16 protein-coding genes are annotated in these 16,679 nt (G+C 54.3%); 8 read left to right on the top strand and 8 right to left on the bottom strand.

From position 1 onward, the window contains the following. Nucleotides 1–232: 232 nt before the first annotated feature. The 3 genes from FDP13_RS01080 to cueO all read left to right on the top strand — a co-directional run bounded on the left by FDP13_RS01080 (nucleotide 233) and on the right by cueO (nucleotide 4,893). Nucleotides 233–1,672: a hypothetical protein gene (locus tag FDP13_RS01080; protein ID WP_012770005.1), complete on the top strand. Its 1,440-nt coding sequence runs from the start codon at nucleotides 233–235 to the stop codon at nucleotides 1,670–1,672. Nucleotides 1,673–1,774: 102 nt separating this feature from the next. Beyond that, the gene (locus FDP13_RS01075; RefSeq protein WP_143838256.1) at nucleotides 1,775–3,088 is read left to right on the top strand and encodes an FAD-binding oxidoreductase; all 1,314 of its coding nucleotides are present in this window, start codon (nucleotides 1,775–1,777) and stop codon (nucleotides 3,086–3,088) included. A 149-nt stretch (nucleotides 3,089–3,237) separates the two neighbouring features. Continuing rightward, nucleotides 3,238–4,893 carry a multicopper oxidase CueO gene (gene cueO, locus FDP13_RS01070; RefSeq protein ID WP_143838254.1) on the top strand — a complete coding sequence of 552 codons (1,656 nt, stop codon included), beginning with the start codon at nucleotides 3,238–3,240 and terminating at the stop codon, nucleotides 4,891–4,893. Between the two features lie 42 nt (nucleotides 4,894–4,935). Here the strand turns inward: cueO and FDP13_RS01065 are convergent, their stop codons facing one another. Then, nucleotides 4,936–5,340, bottom strand: coding sequence for a helix-turn-helix domain-containing protein (locus FDP13_RS01065; RefSeq protein ID WP_234424356.1), 405 nt, complete (start codon nucleotides 5,338–5,340; stop codon nucleotides 4,936–4,938). A 100-nt stretch (nucleotides 5,341–5,440) separates the two neighbouring features. Between FDP13_RS01065 and FDP13_RS01060 the strand changes: the two genes are divergently transcribed. Then, nucleotides 5,441–6,553 (top strand): NADH:flavin oxidoreductase, encoded by a 1,113-nt coding sequence (locus FDP13_RS01060; RefSeq protein WP_143838250.1) that lies wholly within the window; start codon nucleotides 5,441–5,443, stop codon nucleotides 6,551–6,553. A gap of 55 nt (nucleotides 6,554–6,608) precedes the next feature. Here the strand turns inward: FDP13_RS01060 and FDP13_RS01055 are convergent, their stop codons facing one another. The 3 genes from FDP13_RS01055 to FDP13_RS01045 form a co-directional block, all read right to left on the bottom strand. Further along, entirely contained in the window at nucleotides 6,609–7,097 is a 489-nt protein-coding gene (locus tag FDP13_RS01055; protein ID WP_143838249.1) for an NUDIX hydrolase, read from the bottom strand. Between the two features lie 218 nt (nucleotides 7,098–7,315). Beyond that, nucleotides 7,316–7,957 carry a ribonuclease T2 gene (locus FDP13_RS01050; RefSeq protein ID WP_231578067.1) on the bottom strand — a complete coding sequence of 214 codons (642 nt, stop codon included), beginning with the start codon at nucleotides 7,955–7,957 and terminating at the stop codon, nucleotides 7,316–7,318. A 908-nt stretch (nucleotides 7,958–8,865) separates the two neighbouring features. Continuing rightward, entirely contained in the window at nucleotides 8,866–9,471 is a 606-nt protein-coding gene (locus tag FDP13_RS01045) for an NUDIX domain-containing protein (RefSeq protein WP_143838247.1), read from the bottom strand. 182 nt (nucleotides 9,472–9,653) lie between these two features. On the opposite strand from FDP13_RS01045, the gene FDP13_RS01040 reads away from it, so the two are divergent. Beyond that, entirely contained in the window at nucleotides 9,654–10,409 is a 756-nt protein-coding gene (locus FDP13_RS01040) for a DeoR/GlpR family DNA-binding transcription regulator (protein WP_143838245.1), read from the top strand. Between the two features lie 98 nt (nucleotides 10,410–10,507). On the opposite strand, the gene FDP13_RS01035 is transcribed toward FDP13_RS01040, so the two are convergent. Beyond that, nucleotides 10,508–11,443, bottom strand: a complete 936-nt coding sequence (locus FDP13_RS01035) for a LysR family transcriptional regulator (RefSeq protein WP_143838243.1) — start codon at nucleotides 11,441–11,443, stop codon at nucleotides 10,508–10,510. A gap of 101 nt (nucleotides 11,444–11,544) precedes the next feature. Here FDP13_RS01035 and FDP13_RS01030 point away from each other — a divergent pair, with 101 nt between their 5' ends. Further along, nucleotides 11,545–12,471 (top strand): carbon-nitrogen hydrolase family protein, encoded by a 927-nt coding sequence (locus FDP13_RS01030; protein WP_143838241.1) that lies wholly within the window; start codon nucleotides 11,545–11,547, stop codon nucleotides 12,469–12,471. Nucleotides 12,472–12,600: 129 nt separating this feature from the next. Here FDP13_RS01030 and FDP13_RS01025 read toward each other — a convergent pair whose 3' ends face one another. From FDP13_RS01025 to FDP13_RS01015, 3 genes are all read right to left on the bottom strand, one after another. Next, nucleotides 12,601–12,930 (bottom strand): hypothetical protein, encoded by a 330-nt coding sequence (locus FDP13_RS01025; RefSeq protein ID WP_033580993.1) that lies wholly within the window; start codon nucleotides 12,928–12,930, stop codon nucleotides 12,601–12,603. Nucleotides 12,931–13,024: 94 nt separating this feature from the next. Then, nucleotides 13,025–13,501, bottom strand: a complete 477-nt coding sequence (locus tag FDP13_RS01020) for a hypothetical protein (RefSeq protein WP_143838240.1) — start codon at nucleotides 13,499–13,501, stop codon at nucleotides 13,025–13,027. 280 nt (nucleotides 13,502–13,781) lie between these two features. Next, the gene (locus FDP13_RS01015; protein ID WP_143838238.1) at nucleotides 13,782–14,162 is read right to left on the bottom strand and encodes a hypothetical protein; all 381 of its coding nucleotides are present in this window, start codon (nucleotides 14,160–14,162) and stop codon (nucleotides 13,782–13,784) included. 601 nt (nucleotides 14,163–14,763) lie between these two features. Here FDP13_RS01015 and FDP13_RS01005 point away from each other — a divergent pair. Beyond that, nucleotides 14,764–15,351 carry a TetR/AcrR family transcriptional regulator gene (locus FDP13_RS01005; RefSeq protein ID WP_033577310.1) on the top strand — a complete coding sequence of 196 codons (588 nt, stop codon included), beginning with the start codon at nucleotides 14,764–14,766 and terminating at the stop codon, nucleotides 15,349–15,351. A gap of 70 nt (nucleotides 15,352–15,421) precedes the next feature. After that, nucleotides 15,422–16,123 carry an SDR family oxidoreductase gene (locus FDP13_RS01000; protein WP_033577275.1) on the top strand — a complete coding sequence of 234 codons (702 nt, stop codon included), beginning with the start codon at nucleotides 15,422–15,424 and terminating at the stop codon, nucleotides 16,121–16,123. Nucleotides 16,124–16,679 lie beyond the last annotated feature (556 nt).

Raw genomic sequence — 16,679 nt, 5'->3', positions numbered from 1 at the left:
CGCATTGTCCCTCACGATTCCCATCTCTTCGCCGGTGCGGCATTTTCGTCTGCGCCTGCCGTGTTTTCATCCGAATGCGATTTTCCCCTTGGCAGGCGCGGCGTTTCGCCGAGTCATCCCGGCCTGCGTTACGTAATTTCTCTGTGGGCGTCAGCGTGGTGATGGTGCGGCGATCGCTGTTCCTCACTGCGCTGGCAATGCTATTCCGATGTGCAGACTCATGGAGATGAACATGGTAGACAGACTGACACCCTATAAACTGGCACCGCTGGCGGATGACGCGGTAGTGTCAAATTACGTTAAGAACATCAGCAATTACGTGATGACCAACAACCCGAACGCCGAAGGGTATAACGCCCTGAACAAGTCGGGCATTCTGCTACAAACGCATGAAACGAAACGATTTGGTCACAATGCGATTTCCGCAGGCAAAGCCATCGGCACGATTCTGATCATTTCCAACCAACTGATGAGCGGGCTGGCGACCATGAAGGCGTGGGCGAAGACGTTGAGTGACGCCGCGACGTCGGATGCGGTGAGATTTCAGAATGTCGAATGGCTGATCCATCTTCACCTGAATTCACCCTTGATGAATGATTGGGCTATCACCACCGGGGCGGCGAACCTGATCAAAGAGCTAGAGGCGCAGGGAAAAGGAACGGTAAAAATCCGTTTTGCCATTGATTGCAGCGCCTGGTTGATGAACCGGGAGCATCGGAAACTGGACGATGCCGTCGCGCCCGCCGACGCAGATTTATCGAAAGTGAAAGGCAAATTGTCATTGCGGGAGAGTCGGTTGAAAACCATACCCTATGGGTTGCTGCGAGCGTTTGGTTTGCACAAAGCTATGTTGCTGAATAATCGTCCCCAGAATGCGGCCGACGAAGCCCGCGATCTTTACCTGATTGTCGATGTGGAGCCGGGCGAGGCGTTGGTTCCTTATTTGGATACGCCGGATAAAGAGATTAGCAGCAACCGTGCGAAGTGCTTTCTGGCAACCTGGAATATGCTGAACAGCGGTCGCAAAGTAGTCTATAACCGGTTGCAGTGGTTACCGCATTATGCCGGTAGCATGGCGTCGGAATGGTACAACATGAAATACCCTGACGGCGCGCCGATAGATAGCGTGAATGGCAAAGATATCCGAATCATCAAGAGCAATGAAACCAAGCTGAAAGTCGAGCTGGCGGTGAAAACCTGCATGGATAAACTGACCGCGTTCCTGAATACCGCTGGTGTTGCCAGCCCTTATCCTAGCGAGCCTTTGCTGGGGTTCAGCATAAAGGATTATGCGTCTCCGCAGGTGATCACGGCGATGCCGGGAACGACGGCTAAATCGAAGGTAGGAGCCGAGCGGGAGTTCATCCTGGGCGGCAAGGCGGTGGCTTATGTGGAAGTGTGCGATGTCATGGGGCTCGGCGCCGGTGAAGGGCAGTCCCTGAAAGCGCATGTGGGGGGCAATAACGCGGACTATACCGCCACTCGGATTTGGACCTCCTCATGGGGAGCCTTAAAGGATATTGTCGCCAGCAAGCTGCGTCTGGAACGGGTGGAGTCCGGCGGTACGGTCAGCTATGAGGCCAAAGCGAAGATAACCGTGCAGGATCTGAAGGATATGGGTGGGGTCTATGTGGGCACAGATCCAGGAACGACCGTTATCGTTGATTTCTGAGTGACGCACGCCGCCGTCGGGGCGGTATAATGTTGATAACAAACCTTTCGGGCTGTGTGAGACAGCCCGATTTTTATGGCGAAATGTATCAGGACGAATAAATTGAACATCAATGCATTACCTCTGGATGCCAATACCAATGGCTGGTCGGCGTTGTTGTCGCCGCGAGTAGCGAAGCCGTCGTTGCGCCAGACGATCAAGGCGGATTGGCTGGTGATTGGCGCGGGTTACGCCGGGCTGGCGTTCGCCCGCCGAATAGCGGAAAACCGCCCGCATGAGCAGGTGGTGGTGGTGGATGCCGTGGACATCGACGACAGCGCGTCCGCGCGTAATTCCGGTTTCGCCATCGACTTGCCGCACAATATCGGTAGCTCTACCGCGGAACTGGAAAAGGCCGCCAACTATCGCCGCTTATTGCACGCCGGGCTGGCGCAACTGGAAGCGTTGATTGCTCGTCATGCCATTGAATGCGACTGGAATCGACGCGGCAAGTATCACTGTATTGTCCGACCCGAACTAGGGGGATTGCTGGAACAGTACGCCCATGAATTACAGGCATTATCGGAGCCGTACCAGTTGCTACAGGGTGAGACGTTAGCCCGCCAATTGGGAACCCCTTATTACCATGCGGCGATCCATACGCCTAATTGTGTCTTGCTCAACCCGGCGGCGTTGGTGCGGGGGCTGGCGGATAGTCTGCCGGATAATGTGACGCTGTATGAACGTTCGCCGGCGCTGGAGATTCAACCCGGCCGCGCGGTGCGGGTGCGTACGCCTTATGGCGAGGTACAGGCCCGGCAGGTGATGGTGGCGACCAACGGCTGCGCCCGGCAATTGCCGATGTTTTCCCGTCAGGTGGTGGGGTTGTCGACATTTGCCACCCTCACCGAACCGCTGACGGCAGAACAACAACAGCGCATCGGCCAGATTGGCGAGTGGGGGATGACGCCAGCCAACGCCATTGCGGGGGCAACGTTACGCTATACCCGTGATCATCGCTTCCTGATTCGCCAGCATGTGGCCTACGTGCCTGGTTACACTGTCACGACACGCTACACCGCGGAGATTACGCGGCGACATCAGGCGATCTTTCTGTCCCGTTTTCCGCAACTGGCCGATGTACCGGTCGCTCATACCTGGTCCGGCATGATCAGCGTGACCCGTAACGGAGCACCCGGCTGGGGGCGTTATGGCGATAATCTGTATGCCGCGGTGGGATGCAACGGTGCCGGCATTTCCAAACAGACCATTGCCGGCAGTACGCTGGCGGATCTGGCGACCGGCGTCGATAACCCGTTGATTGCCGATATGCAGGCGCTGGGAAAACCTAACTTCATTCCACCGCGTCCGCTACTGGATATCGGCATTCACGGCAGTATTTTGAAAGAGCGCTGGTTGGGGCGAAAAGAGTATTAAAACGCGTCAGGCCGGTTTGAGAGGGAATTGCCGTCATGGATGGCCGTCAGCTATGGGATAAAACGCTTGACCTTCCCGTTACTGGAAGGTGCAGTCTGCCGGTCATGATCATCATTTTTCCTCATGATAATCGACGGGAGGAGTGACATATGCGTCGCCGAGAGTTCATCAAGTTAGCCACTATGCTGGGGGCCGCCAACCTGCTGCCCTGGTGGAGCCGTTCCGTATGGGCCGACGAACGCCCGATTCTGCCTGTGCCGCCACTGTTGTCGCCGGATGCGGGCGGCAACCTTGCCCTGAAATTGCAGACCGGCACTATGAGTTGGCTGGCCGGGTTGGAAACCGCAACCTGGGGCGTTAACGGCGGTTTCTTAGGGCCGGCGTTGCGACTGGAACAGGGTCAGGCGGTCACCCTCAACGTCACGAATGCCTTGCCTGAAACTACCACGTTGCACTGGCATGGACTGGAGATCCCCGGTAATGCCGATGGCGGCCCACAGGCGGAAATTACGCCGGGAAGCACATGGAGTGCGGCGTTCCGGGTCGAGCAACCGGCGGCGACGGCGTGGTTTCATCCACATACCCACGGGGTAACGGGGCGGCAGGTGGCGATGGGGCTGGGGGGATTGATTCTGATTCAGGATGTCGCCAGCCGGGCGTTGCCGTTGCCTTCTCAATGGGGAGTAGATGATATTCCATTGATCTTGCAGGACAAACGGCTGGATGCCAAAGGGCAGATTGATTATCAACTGGATGTGATGTCGGCGGCTGTGGGCTGGTTTGGCGACCTGATGCTGACTAACGGCGCGCGCTACCCGCAGCATCGTGCGCCGCGTGGCTGGCTGCGTTTGCGAGTGCTTAACGGGTGTAATGCCCGTTCGCTGACGCTGGCTGCCGGCGATGGACGCCCGCTGTATGTGATTGCCAGCGAGGGTGGTTTGCTGGCGGAGCCGGTGCAGGTGAGCGCGCTGACCGTGCTGATGGGCGAACGTTTTGAGGTATTGGTCGATGCGCGTGACGGTAAAACGTTCGATATGGTGACGTTGCCGGTCACACAGATGGGGATGAGTTTGCCGCCGTTCGATCAGCCATTGCCGGTGTTACGTATTCAGCCGACCTTGCAGCCGGGTGCAGGGCAACTGCCGGAAACGCTGGCGTCATTGCCGGCGCTGCCGTCAACGTCAGGACTGAAAACACGCCAATTACAGTTAACGATGGACCCACAACTCGACATGCTGGGTATGCAGGCACTCATGCAGCGTTATGGTATGCAGGCGATGGCAGGGATGAATATGGCCGAGCACGGCTCGATGTCGGGTATGTCTATGCCGTCCGGCTCAGGACAGAATGGCATGAACCACGGCAATATGAACCACGGTAATATGAATCATGGCGACATGAACCACAGCGCGATGAATCACGGCGCGATGAATTCACCGACGGGGCAGGCGGCGCTGGATATGATGTCGGCCAATCGCATCAATGGCGCGGCATTCCAGATGGGACAACCGATGTTTGAGGTTAAACGCGGTGAGCTCGAAGTGTGGAGTATTTCCGGGCAAGGCGACATGATGTTGCATCCTTTTCATATTCACGGCACCCGCTTTCGTATCTTGTCTGAGAATGGCAAACCGCCTGCCGCCCATCGACAAGGGTGGAAAGACATTGTGCACGTGGAAGGCGCGCGTAGCGAGGTGCTGGTGCAGTTCAATCATCCCGCACCGAAAGAACGGGCGTTTATGGCGCACTGCCATTTACTGGAGCACGAAGACACCGGCATGATGATGTCGTTTACCGTCTCCTGATACCTCAAGCCGGAAAGGCACTGTCTGTTGCCCTGACGCCCTTTAGGCGCCGGTGTCGGACAGCGCTTTTTCTTGCTCGCTGAGCCGCTGATCGAAACGTTCACGCGCTTGGGTTACCTGCGGCAGATACTCCGTCGTCCAGCGATAAAGCGCCTTAAACGGCTCCTTCAGTGTGTTCCCGAGCGGTGTGATGTGATATTCCACCGCAACCGGCGAAAACGTCAGTACCCGACGTTCTACAATACCGTTACGCTCCAGTTTTCGCAGGCACTGCGTCAGCGCTTTTTGTGTGATGCCTTCCAGGCTGCGTTTGATTTCGTTAAAGCGCAGCGGTTTTTCGCATAGCGCGCCCAGTACCAGCACTGACCATTTGTCGGCGATTTGCTCCAGCAAAAAACGGCTGGGGCAGTTGGCGTAAGAGTAAGGAGATGTACAAGATTTCGGCATAGTAGTTTCCTTTAGGCTACCAGGTAGCATAAATGTGCCTGATTGACACCAGGTTTACATTGTATACCATCACAGGTTCGTGCCCAAGGAGATTGATTACATGGCCAATATTGATGTGCTGTTCCGTCCTTTTACGTTAAAAACACTGCAATTAAAAAATCGTATCGTGATGGCGCCGATGACCCGGTGTTTCGCCGCCGATGGTATTCCGGGCGATGATATTGCCGCCTATTATCGCCGTCGGGCGGAGGGTGAAGTCGGGTTGATTTTGTCTGAAGGCACCGTCGTGGATCGCCCCGGTTCGAGTAACCACCCCGGGATTCCGTTTTTTCATGGCGAGCGTGCGTTAGCGGGCTGGCAGCAGGTGATTGACGAGGTCCACGCAGCCGGCGGCAAGATGGGGCCGCAAATATGGCATGTTGGCTCGGCTCCGTACCCCGGTGTGGAATGGGATCCGGATTACATCGAAAGCCCGTCGGGGTTGTTCTCGCCGGAGATGGAGCGCGGTCATGCCATGACCGATGAAGACATTGCCGATACCATCTCGGCATTTGGTCGCGCCGCGGCCGATGCGAAGCGCCTAGGGTTTGATACGCTCGAATTGCATGGTGCGCATGGTTACCTGATAGACCAGTTCTTCTGGGGTGGGACCAACCAGCGTACTGATGCGTTCGGTGGGGCGACGATTAAACAGCGTGCGCGTTTTGCCGCTGAAGTAGTGAAGAGTGTTCGAGACGCCGTAGGGCCGGATTTCCCGCTGATTTTACGTGTCAGTCAATGGAAGCAGCAGGACTATAGCGCCCGTCTGGCACCGACGCCGCTGGCGCTGGAAGACTGGCTGGCGCCGTTGGTCTCCGCGGGTGTGGATATTCTGCACTGTTCGCAGCGTCGCTTCTGGGAACCGGAATTCCCGGATGTGGATGGTGAGAATGGGCTGAACTTCGCCGGTTGGGTGAAGAAAGTGACCGGTGCCGCGACCATCAGCGTAGGGTCCGTCGGTTTGTCTGATGAGTTTTTCGGCGCTTTTGCCGGCAAAGGCGCCAATCCGGCGAGCCTGGATAAACTGCTCGAGCGCATGGAACGTGACGAATTTGATTTGATCGCCGTCGGTCGTGTACTGCTGACTGACCCGCAATGGGCGGCGAAAGTTCAGCGTCAGGAGCTGAATAGCCTTAATGGTTTCGAGGCGGCTTCCCTCGGCCAACTGGTGTAAACTTTGTCAGGCCCCGTTATCTCGGGGCCTTTTTATGCACGCTATAATCTGACGACTATAGCATTCGGATCGCGGCATTGACGACAAAACGGCTCTCTTCACTGATTGGGCAATCTTCCGGAATATCGGACGCTTGACGCACGATTAGCCAGGCATCGTGTTCACTTTCGTTCAGACAGATTTCTTCCTGCATCACATCAACCAGAAAATTCCATTGCCGGACTTTTTCGTTAGTGGGTGCCAGATAATCGAAAAAACCCAGATAGTGACGGATATAACGCAACCGCAAACCGGTTTCTTCCTGCAATTCTCGCATCAGGGTGGCAAGCAGGTTGTGATCGCCGGGTTCGCGTCCGCCACCGGGAATCTCCCAGTGTCCGGGTAACTCCGGATCATTGGCGCTGCGGCGCACCAGCAGTATACCGCCCCGGAATACCACCGCCGCCGCCATGGTTTGCCGGGTAATCCCTTCCTGTTGAGCCTGAAACTCAAACTGACACAACATCCTGGTGTAGGTGCTGTCCTGTGGTGAAAACAAAAACATGCTCGAGTACCTGCACTGGGTGAATGGACGCCTCCAACCGGACATGCTAGCGAGTCCGGATGACAGTGATATTTCACACACAGAATAAGTACAATAGAAATCTTTACAAAAGTAATTATTGTTATTCAATGTTTCGACATAAATTGACATAAGCCCGCGCGAAGGCGGGCTAAGAGAGAGAGGCGCCGCCGACAGGATAATCGGCGTCAGAACGGGGATCAGCGAACGTTAGGTACGCGGATGTTGCCATCGCGACACTGCGTTTTTATCGATTTGCCACAAGACTGAAAATTCAGATCTTTGTCCATACACACCCGAATTTCAGACAGCTCCGGGCCGCTACAAATCGCCACGATGCCCCCTTGCGGTATCGCCGGATTGCTCTGGCGGAATGAGGCCAGAATTTGATCCGCCGTCATTTGCAACGGCTTGGCCGGCGCGTTGAAACTGGCCGGGATTTTCACCTTGGTCAGCGCCTGGTCCGCCGCCTGTAAATACCCGTTCGCGCCCAGCCCGCTACAGGTGCCGTGTTTTTCCCACTCGTGCGTGAGCAGGTCATCGGTTGGGAACAGGGTATTGCCGTACTTGCGCTCTTGCGCGGTAAGCGCCGTTATCGGCGGGCAGTCTTGCGGCCAGCCGCCGTTGGCATATTGCGGCCACAAGCCGTGCAGTACAAAGCCATACCCTTTGGAGCATTGCTCATTGCTGGCATGAGTCAGACAAAATGTGGGTGACCAGGATAACGTCAGCAGATAGAAATCAAACACCCCCGCCTGGCCTTTTGCCGGTGCGGCGGGGCTGGTCATCAGGCCGATTGCCAATACCAGTCCGGCCAATAACGAATATACTTTTTTCATCATCTTCTCCTGTCGAATTTTCAATTTTTCAGGCGCAACAATCCTGTTGCGCCCAATTTTTGCCGATGAGTAATCACCAATAAACCTCTTTGATAAATCTTATTTTTTCAGATCATCAGTTAAAGAGGATATAACCAAAATAATTCGCGCTGCAGGATAACACGCCCGCGTTTTGAATAACGCAACGCATTAGCCCTTCAGGGCAAGGCTTATTTGAGCCTTGTAACATGGCAACCGTGCGAACCCCAGATGCTCACCTTGGCAACTGGGGAGGGGCGGGTAGCCAATATACCTGCAACCTGGCGTATGATGGGTATATACCCGTCATACTTCAAGTTGCAGGTGCGTTGGCTGCGTTCGTTCACCCGAATCACTTACCTGAGTAAGCTCATCGGGATGAAATGAGAGACATCCTGTCTCTCACCAGAGGCCAGCCTTTGGCTGGTCAAATTCGTTCCCGACGAATTTGTCTCTCTCTTGCCGCCTTCCTGCAACTCGAATTATTTGGGGTATAAATAATTGTTATCTCTGCGCTATGTCGATGCGGCAGCTGTATTCTGTATGAATAAAAAAGCGATAAATGTCAAATCCCGGCGTGAAATTTATTCAAAATTCACAATGAATGCAGAGGGGATCGTGCAGTGGGATGAGGCGATTCGTTATCAGTGATTATCCTGAAAAACAAAGCGGCATAATAATAAATACGAGATAAATAATAGCCGGAGTTAATAACTTTCTGGATTATTTTTTAACGGATTGCTTTAAAAATAATCAGTCGCAGTATATGAATAATGGCCGAGAGTGGTGTTTAGTCGAGCACATATTGTTTTACCGGTCATCTAACGGTGAGGGTGATGTATGCCATCATGCATTGCGTGGGTTATTCCGCTCACCGAAAAATGACCAAAACATTAATCCGGCATACCGACGAACGGCAATACGCGATGTAACGCAACGTATTGCACCAGCATAATGGTTTTGGCGTCCATAATCGTGCCGTCGGCAATGGCCGCTAATGCCTGCGGCAACGTCATCTCCAGCGTTTCTACATCTTCGCCCTCGTCCAGCACGCCGCCACCCTCGCCGATACGAGAATGGTCGTCATATTCGCCCAGAAAGAAATAGAGCTTTTCCGTCACCGAACCGGGGCTCATATAAGCTTCCATTACTTTGCGAACATGGAATACCCGGTAGCCGGTTTCCTCTTCCGCTTCGGCGCGAATCCGCACCTCGGGGTCGGCATGATCAAGCAAGCCGGCGGCGGCTTCAATCAGCATTCCGTCGTGGCCGTTGACGAATACCGGAAAACGAAACTGACGGGTCAACAACAATGTCTGTTTGCGGCGATGATACAACAAGATGACTGCGCCATTACCGCGATCGTAGGTTTCCCGGCTTTGCCGCTGCCAGGTGCCATCCCGGCGTAGAAAATCGAAGGTATTTTTCTTCAGCACATACCAATCATCAGACAGTACCACGCTGTCAATAATGCGTACCCGGTCTCGTGTGGTGAGCATTGCAACACTCCTGAATAAGTGATGAGTGGTTATCCTAACTGGGTTTTTCGTGCATCTTCAAGTTATTTCGTGCGTATTTGTGCAGTTATTTGCGGGTTAAAATCAGTATTTAGGTAATTAATCGTGCAATATCAGGCGTGTTCAGGTAAAAAAGGGATGAAAAAACGTATCGGAGAAATACCATGCTGACGACGCAGCGTAAACAGCGAATTCTGGAACAACTGGCGGCTGAAGGACAGGTGCTGGCAAAGCAATTAAGCGAAGCCTTTGGCGTTTCGGAAGATACCATTCGGCGTGACTTGCGCGAGCTGGCCGGCGAGGGGCGATTACAGCGGGTGCATGGCGGCGCCTTGCCCGCTTCCGGCACAGTGGTCAGTTTTGATGCGCGCAGCCGGATAGCGATAAGCGCCAAGCATCAACTCGCGCAGGCTGCCGCTGCGCTGATACTATCGGGTCAGGTGGTGATGATTGACGGCGGCACCACCAGTGGTGAGCTGGTGACGTGCCTGCCGTTGACGCTGGCGGCGACGGTAGTTACCCACAGCCCGAGCGTGGCGGTGGCGCTGGTAAATCATCCCGGCATCGAGGTGGTATTGATTGGCGGTCGTCTTTACAAGCATTCACTGGTTGCGGTAGGCGCCGCGGCGGTGGAGGCGCTGGCGACGATCCGCGCCGATATCTTTTTTATGGGCGTAACCGGTGTGCATCCGCAGGCGGGGTTCAGCACCGGCGATCTGGAAGAGGCGTATATCAAACGAGCGCTGGCGGCACGCGCAGCGGAAACGGTGGTCATGGCGACACAGGATAAGTTGAATGTCGCCTCTCGTTATGCGATCGGCGAACTTACCATGGCCAGCACGCTAATTGTGGAATCCGCGGTGCCTGACGAAGTAGCTACGCCTTTTACTCGGGCAGGGTTAAGCCTTATTCGCGCATAAATACGCTAACAACGCTGATGGACGACAGCGTTATCGACGTGGGCATTAACGTGCAGAAACGTGCATCGGAGGGTGTGCCGTCTCCGATGTTACCGCCATTACTGAGATAAGGTGCCGACAGGCGCGCACCAGTGAAACTCGCTCGCCAATTGGCTGAGCGTTTCACGTACCAGACGAACCGCGCCGTCACGGATGATTGTCGGCCGGAATCCGAGTTCGATGGCGTAATCCGGCATAGACAACGGGCACGGCAGACAACGCAGATGCGGCGTACGGGCAGCAATGGCCTGAGCGGCGTGGGCGGGCAGCGTCGCCAGCAGAGTATCATCCTGCAGTAGCCAGGGGATCGCGGCAAAATGGGTGGTGGAGGCAGCAATGCGTCGGCTGAATCCCAGCTCTGCCAGTTGCTCGTCTACCAGCCCGATATGTCCGCCGTGCGAGATCAACAGGTGCGGTGTGTGGATAAATCGCTCCAGCGACAGCGTCGTCACGTCCCGGCTTACCAGACAGGCATAGCCGCCGCTGGCGACCTGCACTTTCGACAGTGAACGGTAGCTGAAACCGCCCGCCGTCAGCGCCAGATCCAGTTCATGGCGCAGCAGCATGTCGGCCGCGATCTGGCTGTGGGCTTGCCGAAACACCAGCCGCAAGCCAGGTGCCCGCTGGTGCAGGCGGGCAATCATCATCTGCCCCAACGCCAGTTCAAAATCATCCGACAATCCCAACGTGACGGTGCGACCGGCATACGCCTGTGGGTTCGGTTGGAGCAACATCAATGTTTCACGGCATTTGTTGAGTGCATCGCTGACCAACGGCTGCAGTTCGTGTGCACGCGGCGTCGGCATCAAGCCCCGGCCGGTACGTACGAATAGCGGATCGCCGTACCACTGCCGAAGCCGTTTTAACGCCGCGCTGACGGCGGATTGAGTAATGCCGAGGCGTAAACCGGCGCGGCTGGCGCTACCTTCCTCATACAACGCCTCAAACGTCTTGAGCAGATTCAAATCCAGACTGCTGATATTTATTTCATTCATATCAATCAACAACGAAATGGGCTTCATTCAACTCAGCGGGACTGGCAGCATACCACCATCCTGTGGCTCTCGGGCCCGATTAACTCACCGGAGAAAAGACGATGGCGACATCCGTAGTGGCTGCATTACAGATAGGGAGTTCACCCGCCGGCAAAGCGGCGACGCTGGGGGCGATTCTGGCATGGGAAACGGAAATTGTTCGTAGCGGCGCGGTGTTGGTGGTCATGCCGGAAGCGTTGCTGGGCGGCTATCCCAAAGGGGAGATGTTCGGCACTTATCTGGGTTATCGCCTGCCGCAAGGACGCGAGACGTTCGCACAGTATTATCACCATGCCGTTGATCTGGATGGCGAAGAGTGTACCGCGCTGGCGGCGTTGTCGGCCCGTACCGGCGCCACGCTGGTAGTGGGCGCGATAGAGCGCGACGGCAATACCTTATACTGCACCGCGCTATTTTTCACGCCGGAAGCCGGGCTGGCGGGCAAGCATCGTAAGCTGATGCCTACCGGCACCGAGCGGCTGATCTGGGGGCAGGGCGACGGCTCCACGCTGACGGTCATCGATTCACCGGCTGGTAAAGTCGGTGCGGCGATCTGCTGGGAAAACCATATGCCGTTGCTGCGTATGGCGATGTACGGCAAAGGGGTACAGATTTGGTGCGCACCAACGGTGGACGAACGCGATATCTGGCAAGCCTCAATGCGGCATATCGCCCATGAAGGGCGCTGTTTTGTGATTACCGCCTGTCAGGTACAACCTTCGCCTGCTGCGCTGGGCATCGACATTCCCGGCTGGGACCCGCAACGACCCCTGATCAACGGTGGTAGCTTGATAGTCGATCCGCTGGGCAACGTACTGGCCGGGCCGCTGACGGGTGAGACGGGGTTACTGACGGCGGAAATCGACACCGACCTGCTGGCCGGCGCCCGTTACGATCTGGATGTGGTCGGTCACTACGCCCGACCGGACGTATTTTCGCTGACGGTGGATGAACGGGAGCGGAAAACGGTGCGATATTGGGGGGATTAGGCTGTAAATGGTGTTATTGAGTCTGGCGGTGAGGGGATATTTTGAATTTTCGGGATTGAATGTTTATCCATTTTAAATGAACGGGTGTAGTACCAATTTTGGTGGTCAGACTTTAACCGCCTGCCCTTGTTATGTGCGACGGTGGGCATCAATTTCTTCGACATATAGCTTTTGAGTTTTTGCAGCTACTACCTGTAGTAATGATCTAAGCGTAATGTTGGCGGTTTGAATCTGTTCTTCGGTTATTGTGTGACCATTCATTGGATGAATAACCAAATCATTGATGCTACCCATACCACCAAATGACGACAAAATACCCTCAATACCTCTGAAGTCGGATCCACGGATTAATTCAGCATTTTTTTCAAACCAATGGGCCCAATGCTTCTCACCTACTGATAGTAGAAAGTCTATGAATACTTGAAGATCGCGGGATAATGCTTTGATATCTGGATGCATATAATACCTAAGTGGCTGTACTAAATAGTCTATTGTGTTAGGGAAGTTCAGTTCGAATTGATAGGCTTTGCTGATGCTGTTTTAATGGGAATGATTATCCTTGAACGAAGCTCAAATAGTTCAGGTGGGTGCCGTCGTGCCATACAACGCACCATGAATTTATATCACTTTCATTGGAAAAAAAGATTTCCCAGCGCTTATCAGCCATATCTTGTAACTCGAGTTTCTGATTGTTAATGAATTGAAAACAATGATTTTCAAGAGCTAATTCAGCGCCTTCAGCACCGATCAACCATAGGAAATCTTCTTTCCATAAAGGGTGTTCAGATATTTCACTAATTTGATTGAGGCAAAGTGTTTTGATTATTTTAGGCCAATCTGATTCAACATAAAGACAACGAATGGCTAGGCGATCATTGATTCCAGAGCCCCCAGAATAGAAATTAAAAGAATAATCCAGATCGGTTGTTAAAGGCTGGAAACCTAGTATGTTCGCAATGATTCTAATAGCTTTTTCTCTTTCAGTTTCGTTGCTGCTATATTGATAGTCAATTCCATCGTAAGAGTGCATATAGGATTTTCTTTAACGTTTAAAAAGTTATTATGTGGAATGTTTTCATGTAATGGCAATACTGCTGTTCCGCATATTTTTTCTGTTGTGTGTATTTCGAATGTGTCGTGTGCAAATCATAAGCATGTTTCTAGTCTGCATCAATGAAAGAATGCTAGCCAGGAATGGGGTGTCATATCCTTTTGCGATTTAATTTAATATACACTAACCAAACTATATACCCTTTATACTCCAAGTTACAGATCTGTTGGCTGTATTATTCGGCCCATCCCTCAGGACGTCATGGGGTATCCGGGTCGGTGAAGTAGCGGCGCGTTTTGGCGCTCAGCAACGCCCATAGATTGATGGCGATTTCAAGACCACTGCGCACGGCCGCAGCCGTTAGCTTCTCGGCCGGCAGCAAACCGCCATCAGCTTGATTCAGCAGGTAGGCGTTTTGAAGCAGAACGCTGCCATAAAACAGGATTGCGGCGAATAGCATCAACCAGCGACCACGTGGTTTCCCTCGCAGCGCAAGCACAGAAGCCAGGATTAAAAATACAGCGCTGGAGACGGCGAAAACGGCCGTACTCGGGGCGAGTTTGATGGCACCCGCAGTTTGTACGGAGACGGTCAGGAAAATCAGTGCGAACAGGCTGATAAGACCGACTGCGATGTTCATGATTGCAGCGGCCCAGAGGCGTTTGGGGCGTTTATGCTGTGGGGGAGTCACTGTCGTTCCTTGGATGATCGAGTGGAGTAAACCAACGTGTAATCGCCCGGCCAGGGCGCACGGTAGGCGGCGTCTACGACGGCGGATTGTTCCTTCTGCCGGTGACCACGCTATCGTGTCGATACTGTATATGCCGTTTTAGCGGAAAGACAATAACTATACCCGTCATACTTCAAGTTGCAGGTGCGTTGGCTGCGTGACTCGGCCCATCAATGGGCCTCGCCCTTCGGGCCGCTGCAAGCAGCGTTCAAATCTGCTCCCGGCAGATTTGTCGTTCACCCGAATCACTTACTTGAGTAAGCTCATCGGGATGAAATGAGAGACATCCTGTCTCTCACCAGAGGCCAGCCGTTGGCTGGTCAAATTCGTTCCCGACGAATTTGTCACTCTCTTGCCGCGTGACAAGGCTCAATGAGCCTTGCCCTGACGGGCCAACGCGTTGCGTTGTTCAAAACGCAGCGCGTTTTGTCCTGCAACTCGAATTATTTGGGGTATATATGGGATTTCGTATTTGACACGTTTTTATGATGATCGTAATATGATGACCATCATGTTAAATAAATTTACACGCAAACAAATCACCCACGAGCGTATCGTCGAGGTCGCATCGCGCGCGATCCGGCGCGCCGGCACTAACGGCGTCGGCGTTGCCGATATGATGAAGGAAGCCGGCCTCACGCATGGCGGTTTCTATGCGCACTTCGAGTCACGGGATGCGCTTGTGGTTGAGGCTATACAGCGCGCCTGGATTGACAGTTCAACCGCAATCAAGGCGGCGACTGCACGTCGCATGGCATGTGGGGAAGGGCATTTTGCGGCGCTGGTGCATTCCTACTTGCACGAAAGTCATCTGGAGCAAATCGAGTGTGGCTGCGTCGTCGCCGCGTTGGCGTCTGAAATGCCCCGTATGAGCGATGCCGTGCTCAACGAAGCGCGCCGTAATGTAAATGCGTTGGTAGAGCTGGTGCGCTCAACGCTGCCACAGAGTGCCGATCCGGCCCGAGCAGAAGACGCTGCGGCCATGATGGTCGGTGCATTACAACTGGCGCGAGTATTCGGCGGCCAGCGTGGTCGCTATCTGCTAGCGCGAACCAGCGAACAGCTTATTACACAGTTTGAACCTTTTTACCCTAATTGAGCCTGCCGGGATATCAGCGGCAGTCTCTTTTCACCTGAAAATATGATGACCATCATACCGGAGATATTGTATGAAAATTGCTGACGCTACTGTTCTCGTCACGGGTGCCAACCGCGGCATCGGGCTTGCCTTCACCAAGGCTTTCCTGGCTCGCGGTGCCCGCAAGGTTTATGCGGGTGCGCGCGATCCTTCGAGCATCACCTTATCGGGTGTTGAACCACTGAAACTCGACGTGACCTCGGTCAGCGATGTTGAGTCTGCCGCGCGTTTGGCCGGCGACGTGAATATCGTCGTCAATAACGCGGGTATTGCGGCCATCGGCGGGTTTCTTGCCGATGATGCCGAAGACCTCCTTCGGCGCCACTTCGAAACAAATGTTTTCGGGGTGTTGCGCGTAAGCCGCGCGTTTGCGCCGGCGCTGGCACGCAATGGCGGCGGCGCACTGCTCAACGTGGCATCTATCGGTAGTTGGCTGAGTTTTCCCATGTTAGCGACCTATGCGACGTCCAAAGCCGCCGTCTGGAGCCTGAGCAACGGCTTGCGCAACGAATTGCGGGAGCAAGGAACGCAGGTGATGTCTTTGCACATGGGTTTCGTCGATACCGATCTTACGAAGGGTCTCGATGCCCAGAAATCAACGCCTGAGGCGATTGTGGAATACGCGCTCAATGCGCTGGAAGCGGGTGCCGAAGAAGCGCTCGCTGACGAGCTCACCCGGCAGGTGCATAGCGGCTTGTCGGCCGAGTCGCCGATCTATCTGATGCCGCGCTAAGCGCTCTTCAAAAGAACCGGAAACACGGCTTATGGCGACGAGGAGCGAACTTGAACTTACGCGTCAGGTCAGTACGCCGGCATCTCCTCCGGCACGCTTTCTCCGTGGTCGGCATTGTCGTGTTTCTGGTCTCCATGAATGGAGCCGTCTTGTTTGCGGCCTCCGAAACGGATTTCCCGGCAGTACCGCAACGGGCTTCTCGTGAGTACGCCATAGCAGAATGGCGCACAAGTGCGTTTTACTGGCTCGCTGCTGAAAGACCAGAAGCGCCAGCAGAATGACCGAGAGTGGTGACGTGCCGGCAATGGGGCAGCCACATGAACGGCTGACGTAAGATGTCCTCATCGGCGAAATAAAGAAGGCGCAATAAAGAAATAGGGGATGCCCTCTCAACAAGTGTTGTAATGATTTCAATTGGGTGAAGGCTGGATGGTGGTCTCAGATGCGCAGGGAGCCAAGGTCACTTTCAGTGCAGATACCGCAAAATCAATAGCCAACAGCCCGACCCGCTAAGGCGGTCGGGCACTGAAAAAAGAGATCGCAGGTTGTGGGATGA

This window comes from Dickeya sp. ws52, from assembly GCF_007210685.1.
Lineage (GTDB): Bacteria > Pseudomonadota > Gammaproteobacteria > Enterobacterales > Enterobacteriaceae > Dickeya > Dickeya chrysanthemi.
The sequence above is the reverse complement of the archived record's forward strand: the minus strand, read 5'-3'. Positions and strand labels throughout refer to the sequence as shown.